The 19223-nt window shown below is 43.9% G+C and carries 14 protein-coding genes; 7 read left to right on the top strand and 7 right to left on the bottom strand.

Annotation, left to right across the window (positions count from 1 at the left end):
* Positions 1 to 4: 4 nt before the first annotated feature.
* Positions 5 to 661 (bottom strand): response regulator transcription factor, encoded by a 657-nt coding sequence (locus tag VL121_RS10760; RefSeq protein WP_325405061.1) that lies wholly within the window; start codon positions 659 to 661, stop codon positions 5 to 7.
* 480 nt (positions 662 to 1141) lie between these two features.
* Here VL121_RS10760 and ispG point away from each other — a divergent pair, with 480 nt between their 5' ends.
* A complete protein-coding gene (gene ispG / locus VL121_RS10755; RefSeq protein ID WP_325405059.1) occupies positions 1142 to 3172 on the top strand; it encodes a (E)-4-hydroxy-3-methylbut-2-enyl-diphosphate synthase in 2031 nt (676 codons plus the stop codon).
* A 29-nt stretch (positions 3173 to 3201) separates the two neighbouring features.
* On the opposite strand, the gene VL121_RS10750 is transcribed toward ispG, so the two are convergent.
* From VL121_RS10750 to VL121_RS10735, 4 genes are read right to left on the bottom strand one after another with little or no spacing between them, the layout of a single operon-like run.
* Positions 3202 to 3615, bottom strand: coding sequence for an EamA family transporter (locus VL121_RS10750; protein ID WP_325405057.1), 414 nt, complete (start codon positions 3613 to 3615; stop codon positions 3202 to 3204).
* A gap of 7 nt (positions 3616 to 3622) precedes the next feature.
* Complete coding sequence (locus VL121_RS10745) at positions 3623 to 3880, bottom strand: hypothetical protein (protein ID WP_325405055.1); 258 nt, start codon at positions 3878 to 3880, stop codon at positions 3623 to 3625.
* 11 nt (positions 3881 to 3891) lie between these two features.
* Complete coding sequence (locus VL121_RS10740) at positions 3892 to 4215, bottom strand: DUF1360 domain-containing protein (protein WP_325405053.1); 324 nt, start codon at positions 4213 to 4215, stop codon at positions 3892 to 3894.
* Positions 4216 to 4217: 2 nt separating this feature from the next.
* Positions 4218 to 6446 carry a hypothetical protein gene (locus VL121_RS10735; RefSeq protein ID WP_325405051.1) on the bottom strand — a complete coding sequence of 743 codons (2229 nt, stop codon included), beginning with the start codon at positions 6444 to 6446 and terminating at the stop codon, positions 4218 to 4220.
* Between the two features lie 227 nt (positions 6447 to 6673).
* Here VL121_RS10735 and VL121_RS10730 point away from each other — a divergent pair, with 227 nt between their 5' ends.
* The 4 genes from VL121_RS10730 to VL121_RS10715 all read left to right on the top strand — a co-directional run bounded on the left by VL121_RS10730 (position 6674) and on the right by VL121_RS10715 (position 13837).
* Positions 6674 to 8170, top strand: a complete 1497-nt coding sequence (locus VL121_RS10730; protein WP_325405049.1) for a lipopolysaccharide biosynthesis protein — start codon at positions 6674 to 6676, stop codon at positions 8168 to 8170.
* Positions 8171 to 8320: 150 nt separating this feature from the next.
* Positions 8321 to 9940 (top strand): L-aspartate oxidase, encoded by a 1620-nt coding sequence (gene nadB, locus VL121_RS10725; protein ID WP_325405047.1) that lies wholly within the window; start codon positions 8321 to 8323, stop codon positions 9938 to 9940.
* Positions 9941 to 10110: 170 nt separating this feature from the next.
* Positions 10111 to 11073 carry a lysophospholipid acyltransferase family protein gene (locus VL121_RS10720; RefSeq protein ID WP_325405045.1) on the top strand — a complete coding sequence of 321 codons (963 nt, stop codon included), beginning with the start codon at positions 10111 to 10113 and terminating at the stop codon, positions 11071 to 11073.
* A 133-nt stretch (positions 11074 to 11206) separates the two neighbouring features.
* A complete protein-coding gene (locus tag VL121_RS10715) occupies positions 11207 to 13837 on the top strand; it encodes a zinc-dependent metalloprotease (RefSeq protein ID WP_325405043.1) in 2631 nt (876 codons plus the stop codon).
* 215 nt (positions 13838 to 14052) lie between these two features.
* On the opposite strand, the gene VL121_RS10710 is transcribed toward VL121_RS10715, so the two are convergent.
* Together VL121_RS10710 and VL121_RS10705 are read right to left on the bottom strand one after the other, a co-directional pair.
* Entirely contained in the window at positions 14053 to 14454 is a 402-nt protein-coding gene (locus tag VL121_RS10710) for a DoxX family protein (protein WP_325405041.1), read from the bottom strand.
* Between the two features lie 285 nt (positions 14455 to 14739).
* Positions 14740 to 16242, bottom strand: coding sequence for a PA14 domain-containing protein (locus VL121_RS10705; RefSeq protein WP_325405039.1), 1503 nt, complete (start codon positions 16240 to 16242; stop codon positions 14740 to 14742).
* 402 nt (positions 16243 to 16644) lie between these two features.
* Between VL121_RS10705 and VL121_RS10700 the strand changes: the two genes are divergently transcribed.
* Positions 16645 to 18306, top strand: a complete 1662-nt coding sequence (locus tag VL121_RS10700; RefSeq protein ID WP_325405037.1) for an ABC-F family ATP-binding cassette domain-containing protein — start codon at positions 16645 to 16647, stop codon at positions 18304 to 18306.
* A gap of 128 nt (positions 18307 to 18434) precedes the next feature.
* A complete protein-coding gene (locus tag VL121_RS10695; RefSeq protein ID WP_325405035.1) occupies positions 18435 to 19208 on the top strand; it encodes a glycoside hydrolase family 25 protein in 774 nt (257 codons plus the stop codon).
* Positions 19209 to 19223: the final 15 nt, after the last annotated feature.

The following is a 19223-nucleotide window of genomic DNA, read 5'->3' as shown; positions in this document are numbered from 1 at the left end:
GAGGCTATGCTATTCCGGCGGTATTAATAAAATTCACGAGCGCGGCCGTATTCTTTAAGTTGAGCTTTTTTAGAATATTGTGGCGATGCACCTCTACCGTTTTAAGCGTTATGCTTAACTCCAACGCGATTTCTTTTGAAGACTGACCCTGTTTAATAAGGTCAATGATCTCTACTTCGCGCTGCGATAACAGGTTAATATCCGGCTTCTCGGTATCTTCTAAGATTTGCTCGGAAAGAATAGTCTTTACTTCGTGGCAGATATATTTATTGCCCTGTGCCACCTCACTGATAGCGCCAATCATTTCTTCTTTTGACGAATTTTTGGTGATATATCCCATTGCGCCAACCTGCAGCATTTTTTTGGCATAAGCGGGCTGCGAATGCATAGAAACGCCAATGATCCTGGAATCGGGAGATATTTTACGGATTTCCTTTGTGGCATCAAAACCGTTCATCGGGCTCATATTGATATCCATTAATATAATGTCCGGATGATTGTTTTCTGCAAGCTCAATAGCGGTTTTCCCCGAATCGGTTTCGGCAATTACCTGAAATCGCGGATCGCTGTTTAAAATAAAAGACCAGGTATCTCTGATCAGTTTATGGTCATCAACTATTAAGATCGTGATCTTATTAGTAGCAGGGATATTTACTAACATGTGCGGATAAGGTTTTTACAAATATAGGCGACTTTAAAGCTTTTAGATCAAGGGGTGAATTTCAGAAGTAGAATAATGTGAACGAATGTAATTAAATAAAAAATTAACCTGTTAAGTATAACAGATTAATATAATTTAATAACCAAATTTAAATTATCATGCAAAGGTATTTATATAAAATCATGCAAACCAATTATTTCTCTTAAAAATTGACCCCATAAATCAATATGCTATACCCCGGCACAACTATATTGCTTATTTGGCGCATTTTCTGTATGTTTTGGAAGGAGGTCATTAAAAAGCCCGGGAATTCCATAACGGTATAATCCGTTATAAATTGCTAAGGCTCACTGGTAATCTCCCGCAATATAAGAGATTTAAATTTGCCGCGCTCATCACCCATCGCGTCCGGATAACAGCCATCTTAGTTTTGTTTACCTTTGCTCTCAGTTTTATTATAATATATTATATACTTATGTTATGCAATGGTATTGTGAATCCTTAACGGAATATAAACGGCTAAAAACCAGGGAAGTAAATATTGGTGGATTACTTACAGGCAACTTTCATCCCATTCGTCTGCAAACTATGACCACCACCGACACTATGGATACTGCCGGCACCGTAGAGCAGTCTGTTCGTTGTATTGAGGCCGGTGCAGAAATGGTACGTATTACGGCGCCCAGCAAAAAGGAAGCAGAAAACCTGCTGAACATTAAAAATGAACTCCGTAAAAGAGGATACAATACCCCCCTCATTGCCGATATACATTTTACACCCAACGCGGCCGAAATTGCCGCCCGTATTGTTGAAAAAGTACGGGTGAACCCGGGTAATTATATTGACAAAAAGAAGTTTGAGTTTATTGAATACACCGATTCGGCCTATACCTCCGAAATAGAAAGGATACAACAACGTTTTACACCATTAGTTAAAATTTGTAAGGAATACGGAACGGCTATGCGCATTGGCACTAACCACGGATCGCTGAGCGACCGTATTATGAGCCGTTACGGAGATACGCCTATGGGTATGGTGGAAAGCGCGATGGAGTTTTTGCGCATTGCGCGGTATGAAAATTATCACAATATTGTGCTCAGCATGAAGGCCAGTAACCCGCAGGTAATGGTACAGGCCTACCGCCTGCTGGTGCGGCAAATGGCCGATGAGTTTGATGAATGTTATCCCCTGCATCTTGGTGTTACGGAAGCCGGTGATGGTGAAGACGGCAGAATAAAATCAGCTGTTGGTACCGGTACTTTGCTGGAAGACGGTATTGGCGATACCATACGGGTATCCTTAACCGAAGACCCGGAGTTTGAAATACCCGTGTGCCGCGATATTGTGAAACGCTACAGTGCCGCCTCATTCACCATTCACCATTCACCATTCACCATTCACCCCTCACCCCTCACTACTCACTACTCACCTTTCCGGTACAAACGGCGGGAAACTTTTGTGGTTAATCATATCGGCGGACGTCACGTTCCGGTAGTAGTGGCAGATGTAAGTAAAGCAGGTCAAATTACAGCAGGCACTTTACAACGTATAGGGTATACCTATGATAAAGCATCGGATAAGTGGAACATAAGCGATCTGGCGGCCGACTATATATTCCTTAACGGTAATGAATTGCCGTTTGCACTACCAGGTACTTTAAAAGTAATACTGCCTGCAAAAAACTGGCCGGAATGCTCAGACAAAGAAAAATATTATCCCTTATTTTCTTTTGATGAATACCTTAGCGCGGCCGGGCAAAACAAAAGCACGATATTAAATGTAGTAATGCTGAACTGCTTTAATGAAGGCGATTCGTTTGATTTGAACAGCCTGGATAAAGTTAAAGATGACCCTACAGTTGTACTTGCATTAAGCAGCGCCAATAAAAACGCGATGCAATCGGTGCGGCGTATGTTTATGGAACTGCTGGAAAAAGATATCCGGAACCCTGCTATATTAATTACCGGCAGCAACTGGCAAACCCCTGATGAACATCTTATTCATTTTGCTACCGAAACCGGCGCATTGTTCCTGGAGGGTTTTGGCGATGGCATTTGTTTGGGGATGACTACGGGCAGCTATGCGCTGCTTTCCAATAGCTACGGGCAACTGAATGCCAGTGGCAGAAATTATGTAGATAATAAAAGTCCCGAGCAGTTCATCAACAGTACGGCCTTTTCTATTTTGCAGGCAACACGTACCCGCATTTCAAAAACCGAATACATTTCCTGCCCTTCCTGTGGCAGAACCCTGTTTGACTTGCAGGAAACTACGGCTAAAATACGCGCAGTTACCAATCACCTTAAAGGTGTTAAGATTGCCATTATGGGCTGTATTGTAAACGGTCCCGGCGAAATGGCCGATGCCGATTTTGGTTATGTGGGCAGCGGTCCCGGAAGAATAACCTTATATAAGGGTAAAGAAGTTGTGAAGCGTTCCGTTGACAGTAGTATAGCAGTGGAAGAATTGATCAAACTACTTAAAGAAAGCGATGCCTGGGTAGAGCCGTAAATCCGGATAGGGTACTTTCCTCTCCCTTTTTACCATATAAGCACCAATGTTCCGGCAACAATCAAACCGGCGCCGGTAATGGTTTTAATATCCACCGGTTCTTTCAGGATCAGGAAGGCCAACCCTATGGCAATGGCTACACTGAGCTTATCAATAGGCGCAACCTTTGACACATCTCCCGTTTCCAGTGCTTTAAAATAAAATATCCATGATAACCCTGTTGCAATACCCGATAAGATTAAAAACAGCAGGTTGTTTTTGGTAAGTGTTTTCAGCGCTTTTATTTCACCTGTTGCCAGCACAATGCCCCATGCCACAAAAAGTATTACAATGGTTCTTATGGCAGTAGCTATATTTCCGCTTATTCCCTTAATGCCCATCTTTGCTAAAATGGCTGTGAGCGCGGCAAAGAAGGCGGAGAGCAGGGCATAATATTTCCACATGCTTCAGCTATTTTACTTTCCTTAGTACCGGAATGCCCGTCATGCCTGCCGCATCGCGGTAATCAATTACCAGCTTACTGCCTGTATGCTCAAAACGATAGCGCTTGCCGGTAATGGAACCGTTTACGGTGAGCGCTGTTTTACCCGTGTATTCAAACTGCACGTCTTCCCACATTTTAGGGGGTGTATAATTATACACAGCACCCGCAGCCCGGCGCTGTTCCTGCTGCCGGTTTTCATTTCTTTTTTGTCCGCAACACGACATAGTTTTATTTTTTAATCTTCTGAATACATAGTTTTATTGGCCCCGGCTGTATTATTTGAGCTGAACTGTTCAAGTAAACAAGCTGCGCCTGAAATGGCCGGCCACAGCAACAAAAGTACTTCCCAGTTGAATGCCATCCAATATGCAAATGGCAGGGCTACCCAAATACTAAGACAATAAAAGCAGTCGAGCAGGCTCCCGAGGAAGCCTGCTCCTGCTTTTTTCCTTAACCGGTAAATGATATCAAATGGCCCGTCTTCTTTAGAAAGAAGGTGCGTAAGCCGCCAGGTTGCCAGTGTACAAACCGTAAGTTGAAACCATTCATTCTGTAGCATGGTTAAGGTCTTTGTATGCCAATTAATACCTGTCCGCCGGAGAAATAAGGGTAGCCACTTTCTCCGTTGGTTAACCGCAGATAGCCGCTCAGTGAAATGCCGAATGCGCAAAAAGGCTGACCGGGTTCCAGCCAGTGACCAGTTGCGGGGAGCAGGGAAACAGTGTAATACCCTTCCACATCTGCCGCAGCTTCATTGATCGTTCCGCGGAAATAGGTAATACAATTCAAATCACTACCGTGTACATAGTTTCTTCCGCTGTTTATAGTGGCATCTAATATCCCCGGCGCTATAAAATTAGCGGGGGCGCCAGCCGGCGTAAATACAAAACCACCCGCACCCTTGGCCATAGATAATCCATAACTGTTCATAAAGCCGGTTGCAGATGCCGGTTTATGTACCGCTTTAAACTTTACGGTAAGCCCGGCACCTTCCACCACAGTTCCATTTACCACAGGCAATGTAAACAGGGCGCATTCACCCAAAGGTCCAACGCCATCCATAGTAATTTCAGGATCAATTTGCGCAGCTATTTCCTGGGTTTCAAAATACAGGGGAATGGTTTCTTCCGTTCCGGCCACAGGGTTAAGGCTGGCGTCTAATCCCTGGATCCTGAAAATGTAGCTGCCTGCTGTAAAATCGCCGGTAGCTATCCTTGCTTTTATGTTGCGGTAAGCAATAAGCCAGCTATAGGTAGTATCCGTTTCCACATTCAGGTAGGCATCTTTTGCCAGGTCAAAAACAGGCGTATCTACTACATTAATGCCCTGGAACCGTGGTAATGAAAATGGTTTGGTGAAAGCCGTGAAAAAGGTGAATGGCGCATTACGCCGGTACCACAGGCGGTAATATTTCACCGCGTTATTGCTCAGGCAGCCTCTTAACTGTAAGGTGCCGTTCCATGCGGCGCAACGTACGCCGGGCGCCCCGCTTCCATAAGCGGTAATAATGCCCAAATCGTTAAGAAAATTATTGGAACCTATCCGTGTACCCGAAGCTGTAGGCGGCCCCAGCACAATATTTCCCACGCCCTGCAAAATATGCTGTCCGTTGCATGCTAAGGGAATAAGGCACGACTTTGTTTTAGGAACACAAATATTGACCCTTCTTAAATGTCCAATGTTCCAGTTAGGGGCAGATTCAAAAACAGGCACAGCGGAACCAGGGCAGAGCAACTGAACCAATACATCGGGAGCCGACTGTTCAGTAGTTGTTTCACCGGAAGCCGTATCTGTTTCTATTTCGTCAATAATATCCGTTGCGTTAACCTTAAAGCGGAAAATATAATTGCCGTTGCGGTCGGCAAATGAGCTGCCCAGGTCGGTTCTTTCTCCGTTGCCGGTATAGGGGTCGCCCGATAATTCACCCATACTGCGGTCGTATTCCTGGAAGTTTAATATAGCATTGGGCAGCGATCCGCTTTCGCAATAAAAACGGTAGCGATCTGCAATTGTTATGGCATCGGAGCGGAGCTTGTCTGCTATATTTACGGAAGATATACCTGCTGCTGTACCGATGGATTTCTGTGCCGAGACCAGCCTGTTAAATACAAATCCTCCTTCATTTTTAGCGCGGGAGTCACCTGCCAACGGAACTGTATCCGGTATGCTGCGAACGGTAAATCTTTCTTTTGCCGGAATAGCTGCGGCTTCCGTTAGCGGAATGACCATAGGTGTAAAGGGATCCCCGGGAGAAGGTGGTAGTGGTTGTGGATTCAGCGCTACTGTTTCCAGCGCTTTTACCCTGGATGGATAATAGCTGCCGATCAATTTTTTTAATGCCGGGTTAAGCATGGCATCCTTTAACGCGACAAGGGTATCTATTACAATATACCTCCTGTTGCATGGATTGAACAGGCAAAAACCTTCATAGTAACTCACATTGCCATAAATGATATAGTCGTTGGCATCAACCGGTGTCCGGCAGGTAAGTATCAGATCATCAAAGTCTTCATCTGCCCCGGCATCATTGGATTGAATATCGAACCGGTAAAAGCCGCCCGATGAAACGGGAAAGGTGATCTGCATGCCGGAGGGAATAAACCCTGTTCCGGGATTGTTTTGCACGGTAACAGACCAGTTACTGCCGTTTACGAATATTTCCGGAGACCCAGGCGTACCGGCGTATGTTCCGTTGCCGGTATCGGCGCCCTCAATTTTAAACTGTTGGGGAAATGCGGCCGATTTTGACTTTACGCTCACGAGCCACATGCCCTGCATTTTGATTGACATAAAAAATAGTTTAATGATTAAAAGATGACAGTACCGTTTTTACAGGTTTTGCGCAGGTTCCTGAAAAGACATTGGATAATGGTATGGAAGGGGCGGATGCGGGAGTAGGTATTTCTTAAAACCTGTAGAATTTTTTTTGTTACCCCCCGCGCGGGTCATTAACATGCACTGTTTTATGTAACGGGAATCGTTTTATTATTTTGCAGGATTATCTTTACTGTATGAGCATGATCAGAAGGCAAAGTATTGTAGCCTCCGTAGTAATATATACAGGCTTTGCCGTGGGGATGCTGAATGTGTACTTTTTTACTAAAGAAGGGCTGTTTACCCCCGCCCAGTATGGGTTAACAAGTATTTTTATTGCTATAGCCACCATGATGCAAGCTTTTGCCAGCTTGGCCATGCCTTCTTATATTTTTAAGTTTCATCCTTATTATAATCACCACCTTCCCGCCCGTAAAAATGATATGATTAGCTGGGCGCTGCTTATAAGCTGCATTGGTTTTTTGCTGGTGATGCTTGCCGGCTGGATATTTAAAGACCTGGTGATCCGTAAATTCGGAAAAAACTCCCCCGACCTTGTTACCTATTATTACTGGATATTTCCCATGGGGTTTGGACTAACTATATATACCATACTGGAATCCTATGCCTGGAGCATACATAAGCCGGTACTCACCAACTTTTTAAAAGAAATACTGTGGCGTCTGTTTACCACAATGCTTATTGTATTATTTATTTTTCATGCCATTACCGGCTTTGGTGTATTCATAAAGCTGTATGCCTTTACCTTCCCCGGTATCGCCATCGTACTGTTTATCTATTTAATTGTTACTAAACAGATCCATTTTACTTTTAAACGAAGCAAGGTTACCCAGCGGTACTTTAAAAAAATTGTTTCACTTTGCATTTTTGCGTATTCGGGTATGATCGTTTTTACCCTTTCGGGTGTGTTTGACTCGCTTGTTATTGCTGCCGTATTAGACGATGGATTAAGCAAGGCGGGCATATTCGGGCTGGCGCAAATCATGACCAGTGTAATACAGGCGCCGCAAAGGGGTATCATCGCGGCTTCTATCGCGCATTTATCCAGGGCCTGGAAAGATAAGAATATGGAGTTGCTGCAAAAGATTTACCAGCGTTCATCCATTAACCTGCTGCTTTTTGCTACGGGAATTTTTGCATTGCTAACACTTAATTATACAGAAGCCATTTATACTTTAGGATTAAAAGACGCCTACCTGGCAGGCTTCAGTGCTTTTGTATTGCTGGGGCTCACCAGGGTAATTGATCTGGGTACCGGGCTTAATGCACAGATCATTGGCACCTCCAACTACTGGCGGTTTGAACTGGTGAGTGGCATCATATTACTGGTGTTTATGCTGCCCCTTACCTATTTCCTTACCAGGCAATATGATATATTGGGGCCTGCAATAGCCAATCTAATCTCCCAGGGAATAATTTACAATTTGATCCGTATTGTTTTTTTATGGAAGAAATTCAGACTACAGCCCTTTACGCCTGCCAGCCTGTATACTATAATAGTGGCGGTTTGTTGCTACGCTGCCTGTTACTTTGGTTTTAAAAACATACATGGCTTTACGGGTATGTTTTTGCGCAGTGCGGCCTTCATTTTGTTGTATGGCGGCAGCGTTATTTATTGTAAGCTTTCGCCCGATGTGCAACCGGTTTGGCAAAGTATCAGGAAGCGGATGGGAGTGTGAAATCCGGGGGGAATACAAAGAACCAAAATAATTAATCAGAAAATACGAACGCTAAAATCCGAAATTCGAAATCAATGAACAACCATACATCACAAACGATAAACTACAAAATAAACAATCTTACCTTGCATTAAATATTGAAGTATTACCATGCACACCGATTTTCTTGTTATAGGTTCCGGCATTGCAGGACTTACCTATGCGTTAAAAGTTGCCCGCGACTGCCCCGATAAAAAGATAATTATTTTTACCAAAACCACCTCCGATGAAACCAATACCAAATACGCCCAGGGCGGCATAGCGGGCGTATGGGATAATGAGAACGACAGTTTTGAAAAGCATATAGAAGATACGTTGATTGCCGGCGATGGTTTGTGCAATGAAAAAACGGTAGAGATAGTAGTACGGGAAGGTGTAGACAGGATAAGGGAAATTATTGAGTGGGGTGCAAAATTTGATAAGGAACCGGATGGCGATTATGCGCTCGGTAAGGAAGGCGGTCATAGCGAATTTCGTATACTGCATCATAAAGACGTAACCGGGAGGGAGATGGAAAGAGCGCTCTTAGATGCAATAAAATTGCAGCCTAATATTGAAGTGATCACCCATTGTTTTGTGGTAGATATTATTACACAGCATCATCTGGGTTATTTGGTTACCAAGTCAACCCCCGATATTGAATGCTTTGGTGTGTATGCTTTAAACCTCCGTACCCAAAAAATTGAAACGGTCAGGGCCGGCATTACCCTGCTGGCTACGGGGGGTAACGGACAGGTGTACCGTACCACTACCAACCCGGTTATTGCCACCGGCGATGGTGTGGCAATGGCCTACCGGGCAAAAGGCCGGATTGAAAATATGGAGTTCATCCAGTTTCACCCTACCGCCTTATACGAAGCCGGTGTGAAGGGACAGGCTTTTCTGATAACGGAAGCGGTGCGCGGTGATGGAGGTATTTTACGCAATAGCGAGGGCGAGGCGTTTATGGAAAGATATGATGCCCGTAAAGACCTGGCCCCGCGTGATATTGTGGCAAGAGCTATAGACAATGAAATGAAAAGAACAGGTACGGAACAGGTGTGGTTAGATTGCCGGGATATGAACCAGGAAAAATTTCTGCACCACTTTCCCAATATCTACGAAAAATGTTTGTCTATTGGAATTGATGTGGCTAAAAATATGATACCCGTAGCGCCTGCGGCGCATTACAGTTGTGGGGGTATTAAAACAGATGAATGGGCAAGAACTTCCATCCGTCATTTATATGCGGCGGGAGAATGCGCCTCAACAGGCCTGCATGGCGCTAACCGTTTGGCCAGCAATTCCCTGCTCGAAGCTATGGTGTTTGCGCACAGGGCGTATGTGGATGCTGTAAAAAAAACAAAGGATAATTCCGGTGGCGAGTGGGGTAGCTGGCACCGGAATGCCATACCCGACTGGCGTGCTGAAGGCACAACGGCTCCAAAGGAGATGATCCTGATCACGCAGAGTTTAAAAGAACTGCAGTTGCTGATGAGCGATTATGTAGGCATTGTAAGAACCAATACCCGTTTGGAACGTGCTATGCGCCGCTTAGATATGATGCACGAGGAAACAGAAGAATTGTATAAAACCACGGAAGTATCGCCGCAGCTTTGCCAGTTGCGTAATATGATCACCGTAGGGTACCTCATTGTTAAATCGGCCCAGTTCAGGCACGAAAGCAGGGGGCTTCATTTTAATACCGATTATCCGCATAAAAGCGGGCAGGTGCAGAATATTGTGCTGTAGGCAGGAAGCCCCGAAGCGGGGGGTGAAAGAAGCGGTGAGTGGTAAAAAAAAGAAGGAGTATTCGTCTTATCATCAGTGGTTATTTACCTGATACCTAACTACTGATACCTGATTGTCGTAAACCTTCCTTTGCGCACTCTGCGTGAACCCGTGAAACAATCCGGAGCGAAATGCAATTTCAAATTTGCAATTTCAAATTTCAAATCCTGTCTATCTTTGCGCTCATGTATTATCTTATTCTTGGCTTACTGTACCTGTTTTCTTTTCTGCCGTTGTGGGTCATATACCGCATATCCGATTTCATCAGCTTTTTGCTGCATTACGTTTTGGGCTACCGCAGAAAGGTATTAATGAAAAACCTTTCTATCGCTTTCCCCGAAAAAACGGAAAAGGAAAAAATGGCACTCATCAAAAAATTTTACAGGAACTTCACTGATACTTTTCTGGAAGCCATCAAGCTGCTTTCCATATCTGAAAAAAACCTCCGTAAAAGAATACAGTTCGACCCATCGGTTTTTAATGAGCTGTACCGTACAGGTAAAAGCTGCCAGGTGCATGCAGGACATAATTTTAACTGGGAATGGGTGAATGTAAGAGTGGCGAAGGAGTTGCTCTACCCTTACCTGGCCGTATATATACCTATTGGCAGTAAAATGCTTGACCGGGTGTTTAAGTATTTCCGGGAAAGAACCGGCACTACTATGTTACCTGCAACGGATATGAAAAACGCTATGTTGCCCTACCGCAATAAACAATACCTGCTGGCACTGGTAGCCGATCAAAACCCGGGCGATCCTTCAAAAGCGCATTGGGTAAAATTTTTTAACCGCTGGACGCCTTTTGTAACGGGTCCTGAAAAAAATGCACGCTTAAATGATATACCCGTTGTATTTGCCCGGTTTTCCAAGCCTAAAAGAGGATACTATCTTGTTGAAACGAAATTGGCCAGCCTGCACCCGGCAGCTATGAAAGAAGGAGAACTTACCCTGCAATATGTGCGCTACCTCGAAGCGGTGATCCGTAAACAACCCGAAGTATACCTGTGGAGCCATAACCGCTGGAAATGGGAAATCAAAGAGGAGTATGAGAACAGGAAGGTGGAAGATGAAAAGAACTTTCTGCCAAGATCATAATCTTTAGTTGAGGGAGAAAGTATTTTTTTACCTTTCGTAATTCTTTTTATTCTGTTAACACGTTAATAAGCCTCCTAAAAAAATATTACCGCTATAAAAGCCAAACGTTCTATCTTGGTAAAAAATACTGTTTATGTATAGAAAAGCTTTCCTGCTTGCCTTAAGCTGCTGCTTCATCAGTATTGCTGTGCTGGCTCAGAAAAAACAAAAGAAAAAGGATGCCGCGGTTGCTGTTGTCGCTGTTGACACAACAAAAAAATCACCCCCTAAATCACCAAAACCTACGATCGCGGAAAAAATAAAATCCAGTAAAAAAACAGACGGCCTTTTTACCATATACCAGGACACGGCTACGGGTAGTATACAATTATATATAAAGAAGGACCAGTTAGGGAAAGAATATATTTACCAGAGCTTTTCTATGGGCGGACCTACAAGGCTTTACCTGAACCAGAATATGATAAGAGCCACCTTTGTTTTTAGTATCGCCAAACCATTTGACAAGCTGGAATTTGCGCAGCAGAACACCAATTTTTATTACGATCCGTCCAATGCCGTAAGTAAGGCCGCGAATGTAGACGCCCCGCCGGCAATCTTTTTTTCAGAGAAGGTAGCAGCCGAAGATTCTACAGGCTACCTGATTGCTGCTGATGGCTTATTTATCAGCGATAAATTAGATCCGGTAAAACCCACGGTGCCGCCTGGTGTGCCCCCTACCGCGGTCTTTAACCTGGGCATGCTCAATGTAGCCAAATCAAAGTACAATCAAATAAGATCTTATCCCGACAATACGGATGTGGTGGTAGACCTTGCATACGACAATCCCACGCCTTTTAACCGGGGCGGAGATGATGTAACGGATGCACGCTATAACCGGGTGAGAATGCAGCATTCTTTTCTTGCTATGCCTGAAAATGATTACCGGCCGCGCCGCGATGACCCGAGAGTAGGTTATTTTGGAGCGGAGGTGCAGGACCTCACTTCCACATCGGCTACTCCTTATAAAGATTTTATCAGCCGCTGGAACCTCGTAAAAAAAGATCCCGCTGCCGCGGTAAGTGAACCGGTGGAACCCGTAGTATACTGGATAGAAAATACTACGCCGGTTGAATATCGTAATATCATTAAAGGAGCCGGCGAAAAATGGAATGAAGCTTTTGAAAAAGCAGGCTTTAAAAATGCTATAGTAATGAAGATCATGCCCGATACCGCCACCTGGGATCCGGCAGACATCCGCTACAATGTGATCCGCTGGGTGAGCAGCCCCTTTCCCAGTTATGGCGCCATTGGCCCCAGCTTCTTTAACCCCCGCACCGGCCAGATACTGGGGGCGGATATTACTGTGGAATGGAGAAGCGGCGCAGGTACCGTTAATTATGACGACCTGTTCAATGGTAGTAACGGTACGGAATTGCCCGCTGTTCAGCTACCCTGGACTGACGCCAGTGATGAGCCACATGTAAGCTTTGATAAGCATCATCTTCAGTATTGTACTATAGCCCGCGAATTGCAGGCGCAGTATATAACCGGACTAACCGTATTAGAAGCGCTGGATAACAGGCCGGAAGAAGTAAAGGAAATGCATAAGGAATTTCTTATTTATCTTATTATGCATGAAATGGGACATACGCTGGGATTGAATCATAACATGAAGGCCAGCCAGATGCTTAGCCCGGCGCAGGTAAATGATAAAAGCATTACAGATAAAATTGGGATGATCGGTTCTGTAATGGATTATCCCGCAATTAATGTAAGCCTTGACCGCAGTAAGCAGGGGAATTACTATACCACTAAAGCAGGCCCTTATGATATATGGGCTATAGAATATGGCTATACCCCTTTTGCCGCCGGTGAAGAGGAAGCAGCGCTGAATAAAATACTCAGCCGCAGTACCGATCCGCAGCTTGCTTTTGGCAATGATGCCGATGATATGCGTTCGCCGGGAGGAGGAATAGACCCGCGGGTAATGATCAACGATATGAGCAATGATATGATGGCTTATGCTGAAGACCGTTTTAAGCTGGTGAATAAGATGATGCCCCAATTAAAAGAGCGATACAGCAAACCCGGTCAAAGCTACCAGCAACTGCGCCAGCGCTACCTGATGCTGCAGAGCCAGCGGGCTCAAATGGCCAACGCGGTAAGCCGTTATATTGGCGGGGTATATGTAGACAGGAGTTTTGCGGGACAAAATACAACCGCCAAACCGTTTACCCCGGTTTCGCCCGAAACACAAAAGAAAGCGCTTGCACTGCTGAATAAATATATTTTCTCTCCCAACGTTTTTAATGCAGATGCGGTATTGTTTCCTTACCTGCAGCAACAACGCAGGGGCTTTAATTTCTTTGGCTCTACCGAAGACTATAAACCCCAGTCAACCGTTCAAAGCATTCAGCTATCCGTGTTAGCGCAACTGTTGCACCCGGTTACTTTGCAGCGTATCAATAACAGCGGATTGTATGGTAATACGTACAGCACCGCTAACCTTACATCCGATCTGAATAAATATTTTTTCACGGATGACCTGCAAACCAATGTGAATCTTTACAGGATAAACCTGCAAACAGAATATGTAAAGGCATTGGCAGCCATTGCTGCAAGTCCGATGCCCAACGCGTATGATAATGCTTCTAAAGCAGCAGCCTTGTCTTCACTCAAAAAAATAAAAGCCATGCTGGCCACGGCAGTATCCGCCAATGAACAAACCCGTGCACACCGTATCAACCTTAACTTTATTATTGATAAAGCCTTATCAGTAAAATAAGCAACAGGAAATATCGTTCCGGGGCTGTATCAAAAGGCTTCATGCCAAAATATTTTTTTTAAACAACCCTTTTTTATGCCGGATGGCGTAAGGGTGGATGCATTGTGTTAGTGCGGTGCTAAAACAGGCATTCCAGTACTACCTGCACTTACGGTTAATTATAAGTGTAGTTTTTGGGTAAGGGAAAAACAAGAGGGATGATAAGGGTGCGGTATCTACTTGTCAGATTCGGTTAACCGCTGGTGTCTTGCAATACTGGCGATATACATGGCAAACCCCGCTATAGCAGTATCTTTAAGCGCATTCACCAGCGCTAACTGCCGCATCGTAGGATCGCCTGAATTTAAATGATTGGGAATGTGAATTAACAACACAAATGCAACTAGCAAAGCGGCAAGGAGATACCCTGCAAGAGATACAAAGCGGTTGGTTATAAAAGCCACAGCGGCAAGAATAAAAGCAATGCCAACCAAATAAACCCATACTATTCCTCTTGGAAGATACAACGGCACATAGTTGAGCATTTCGTTCGGATTGGTGAAATGTATAATGCCGAAGATAATCATAACAATGGCCAGGAGCCATATGGCTATGCGGGAAATCGTTAGGTGTATCATAAAAAGAACTTTTAATGCTATTAAGTTAATTCATTTCTTTTAGAATGACGGATTATATTTTGCACAGATAAGGCAAACTGCGTATAGCCGTTTTTGTTTGGTGTGTATATTTTTGGCTGAACCCCATTTACGGGGTAGTTGACCTGCGATCTCAAATTGTTTTTTACAGCGCAAGAGAAGCTGCCGGTTAATACACGGGGCTCATCCAAAAGAAAAAGCCCAACTACAAAGCTGTAGCTGGGCCTCCATTGACACTTGCTTTCTTTAACCCCTTCACATGAAAATTTATTGTATAATTATTTTACCTGTAGTTATTCCAAAATCGCTGCCTGATATTGTTACCGCATATATTCCTTTTCCGGAAGTAGCGGCGCCTGTGAAAACACGAATAGCCTGCCCCGTGGTAATATTTCCGGCATTTTGTTTGGATAAGATTTTTCCGTTTAAACCGGTAATGGTAATTACTGCATTGCGGATATTGCTGCTACTGGTTACGAAAAAGGAATTACCTGTTACTACGGTGGGATAAACGCTTATTTTATTTGCAGAAGTTACGGCCGCACGAATGCTTACTGTTGCCGAATAAGTGGTAATACCGCTCCTGTCGGTCATTTTTAAACGGTAATAAGCCATTCCCCTGAAAGGAGACTGATCGGTAAAACTATATTGCGTAACCGAATTGCTGTTAGATGGTACTGTGCCGATACCCGAAAAAGATAAGCCGTTTATACTCTTTTCTACTTCAAATAAGCGGGGATCACTGTTGGAAGAGATGTTCCAGTTCAATTGCACGGTATGTTCTTTTTCGCGGGCGGTAAAAGATTCCAGGGTAACAGGTAATATGGAGAGGGTTTGCATGGCAAACGAAACCCTGTTATCCACGGCGTTTTCATAATATTCCAGTACCAGGTCATGCGTTCCGCTTAACGAAGCGCTGTAGCTTGTGGTAGTATATGAATGCAGCGTCCAGTTATTAATGATCCAGGTAGCGCCGCCATCAACGCTTAGCCTGTAGCCATCATCGGCTCCAACGGTAAACATATAGGTTCCGGCAGCAAATGTTTTGCTAAGCCGGTAACGTAGGCTAAAGGTTTCGGTTTGAACCGGGCAGCCGCTGGTAGCGTAAGATACATTGGCTCCTCCAAAGTTTTGGTCGAATGCCGGGTCACTGGCAGACCCTTCATGCACCATACCTGCGTATACTTCAAAATTGGTTCCATCGTACACATATCCATTCCATATGTTGCCTGTTCCATATATCCCGGTGTTTTCTGTTCCGTTGCATGCGGCGGATAGTGCAAAAGATATCCTGTTTTCTCCCCCGTTCTCATAATATTCCAATACCATATTATAAGTGCCATTTAGCGCAACAGAAAGGGTGGTAATGGTATAAGACTGATCATTCCAGCGATCAATGGCCCATGTGGCGCCGCCATCAAGGCTCAGCCTGTAGCCGTCATCTCCACCTACCGTAAAAATATAATTGCCGCTGGTAAAGGTTTTGGTAAGCTTATAGCGCATGCTGAACGTTTCCGTTTGTACGAAACAGCCGGTAGTAGGATAGTTTACATTGCTTCCCCCAAAATTCCTGTCAAAGTTAGGGCTTGCCGCTGTTCCTTCATTTACATAGCTGCGGTAATCCGTAAAATTCATGCTATTATATGTGTACCCGATCCATATATTACCGGTTCCGTAAGTAGTTTGGTCGCCAACGGGCGTACAGGGTTGACTATTTACACATAATATGTAAAAAAGGGAAATTGTAAAAATGAGTAAAAACCTTTTCATGGTGGTTTAATTGGGGTTAAATATTGCGCAAACATAACGCAGCCAGCTAAGTGTTATTGCTTATTTTCGATAGGACATACACTTAGCTATGCATATAAATCCATATATCCGTATTATATGCTGCTTTTTATAATTATAAGCGTATAAGGGTAGTATAGATATTCGATTATGATCTGTGTTGATAAAGGTTAAGTTTATGCAGGAAACATAATACCTGGAAGCGATGGAATACACCCATGTGCTATTCGCCGGGCTGATCAAAAGCTTCGATAAACTGAAATTTAAAAATTCGGGGGTTGATTCAGATGGAGGAAGCTTTTTACGCGCTTTATCTCTTGCGCTTTAAATCGTACCTTTGCGGCTTATTTTCGCAAAAGGCAGAATTTAAAACAAGAAGCAGCTATGATTACAGTGAACAATGTGTCGTTATCTTTTGGCAAAAGGGTATTATTTGATGAGGTAAACCTGAGCTTCAATAAGGGTAATTGCTATGGCGTTATTGGAGCCAACGGCGCCGGGAAATCTACTTTTTTAAAGATCCTTTCCGGTGAAATTGACCCCAGCAAAGGAACAATAGATATTACTCCCGGTGAACGGATGGCGGTTTTGCAGCAAAACCACTTTGCCTTTGATGAATATACAGCTCTTCAGACGGTAATGATGGGACACCAGAAATTGTGGCAGGTGATGCAGGAAAGAGACGCTATTTACGCCAAAGAAGATTTTACCGAAGCAGATGGTATGCGTGCCGGCGAGCTGGAAGGCGAATTTGGCGAAATGGGCGGATATACCGCTGAAAGCGATGGGGGAACACTATTAGGCGAGTTGGGGGTTAAAGAAGAATACCACCTGGCGTTAATGAAAGACCTGCCGGGCGCTATAAAAGTGCGCATATTACTGGCGCAAACTTTATTTGGCAACCCGGATATACTGATATTAGATGAACCTACCAATGACCTTGATGTGGAAACCATCAGTTGGCTCGAAAATTTTTTAGCCGATTATGAAAACATTGTCATCGTAGTTAGCCACGACAGGCACTTTTTGGATTCCGTATGTACGCATGTAGCCGATGTAGACCGTCAGAAAATAAAGATATATACCGGAAACTATACGTTCTGGTACGAGAGCAGCCAGTTGGCGGCACGCCAGTTGTCTGACAAGAATAAGAAAATGGAAGATAAGCGTAAAGACCTGCTCGATTTTATCGCCCGGTTCAGCGCTAACGCTTCTAAAAGCAAGCAGGCTACCTCACGTAAAAAAGCCCTTGAAAAATTAGTAATAGAAGATATTGAGCCTTCTAACAGGCGGTATCCCGGTATTATTTTCAAGCAGGATCGGGAAGTGGGTAACCAGGTATTGAATGTAGAAAAATTATTGAAGAGAACAGATGACGGGAGGGTTTTGTTCAGCAATGTCAGTTTTTCGGTAAACAAAGGAGATAAGATCGCTTTCTTTTCCAAAGATCATCTTGCCCTCACTTCTTTCTTCGAGATCATTAATGGCAAAATGGAGGCAAGCGGCGGCAAATATGAATGGGGTACTACTATTACCAAAGCCTATTTACCCAATGATAACGCGGCTTATTTTGAACAGAAGGAAGTAAACCTGATGGATTGGCTCAGGCAGTTTGTGCCGCCAAACGTTACGGATGTGGATGAACCGTTTTTGCGTGGCTTTCTGGGAAAAATGCTTTTCAGCGGTGATGAGATCCTGAAAAAAACAGGTGTGCTGAGCGGAGGCGAAAAGGTAAGATGTATGATCAGCCGCATGATGATTCAAAATCCCAATCTTGTAATATTAGATGAACCTACCAATCATCTTGACCTGGAAAGCATTCAGTCGTTCAATGAAAGTATGGTAAATTTTAAAGGGGTAGTATTGCTTACTTCACACGACCATACTTTTATGGAAACTGTTGCCAACAGGGTAATAGAGCTAACACCTAAAGGAATTATAGACAGGCTGACCACATTTGATGAATACTTGGAAGACGACAGGGTGAAGGAGTTGAGAGAGACGATGTATGAAGGCAGAGGCGTGCTGGTGCAGGGGTATTTGTAGTTTGGGGTTTATTGTTGTTCGATTTGGATAGGAAGGATTTGAAATTTAATATTTGAGATTGCATTCCGCTTTGGATTTGAGATTTATTTGTTCCTTGTGCTTTTGTATTTGTTCGTATTTAAAACCGCATGGCGCGTAAAAAAAAGACAATACCCGGCTGGAAGGCTTTACTGGTAATGACAGGCATGATGCTCTTAGGCGCTGCCGTTATATATGGCTATGTTCGCTGGAAAGATTACCACGTGCATTTTGTTCGTTACACTGCCTTTGGTATTGAAATTCCCGTTAATTATAATATTCATGGTATAGATGTTTCGCATCATCAGGATGTGATAGATTGGCAGGAAGTAAAGAAGATGAATGTAGAAGATATGCAGTTGAGCTTTGCTTTTATTAAAGCCACAGAAGGATTGGTAAACGTAGATAAATTGTTTAAGCGCAATTGGTATAAGGCAAGGGAAGAAGGAATGGCAAGAGGTGCTTACCATTTTTTTCTGGCTACCAAAAGCGGGAAAAAGCAGGCAGATAATTTTATAGCACAGGTAACGCTGGAACCGGGAGACCTGCCCCCGGTGCTGGATGTAGAGCAATTATACGGAGTAAAGCCTAAAGACCTTCGTATAAGGGTTCAGGAATGGCTCACCACTATTGAAGCCTACTATAAGGTAAAACCTATTATTTATACCAATGTTGATTTTTATGATCAATACCTGGGAAAAGCGTTTGATGAATACCCATTGTGGGTGGCGCATTATCTGCAACCCAATAAGCCCCGCATTGAAAGACCCTGGGTATTCTGGCAGCATAGTGAAACGGGAAAAGTTAATGGTATAAGCACCAGGGTAGATTTTAATGTGTTTAACGGCGATTCGGCGGCTTTCAGTCAATTGTTGTTAAACTAAAATAAAAGCATTAAT

This window comes from Agriterribacter sp. (assembly GCF_035497235.1).
In the GTDB taxonomy this organism is placed as follows: Bacteria; Bacteroidota; Bacteroidia; order Chitinophagales; family Chitinophagaceae; genus Agriterribacter.
This window is presented reverse-complemented; position numbering and strand designations above follow the sequence as displayed.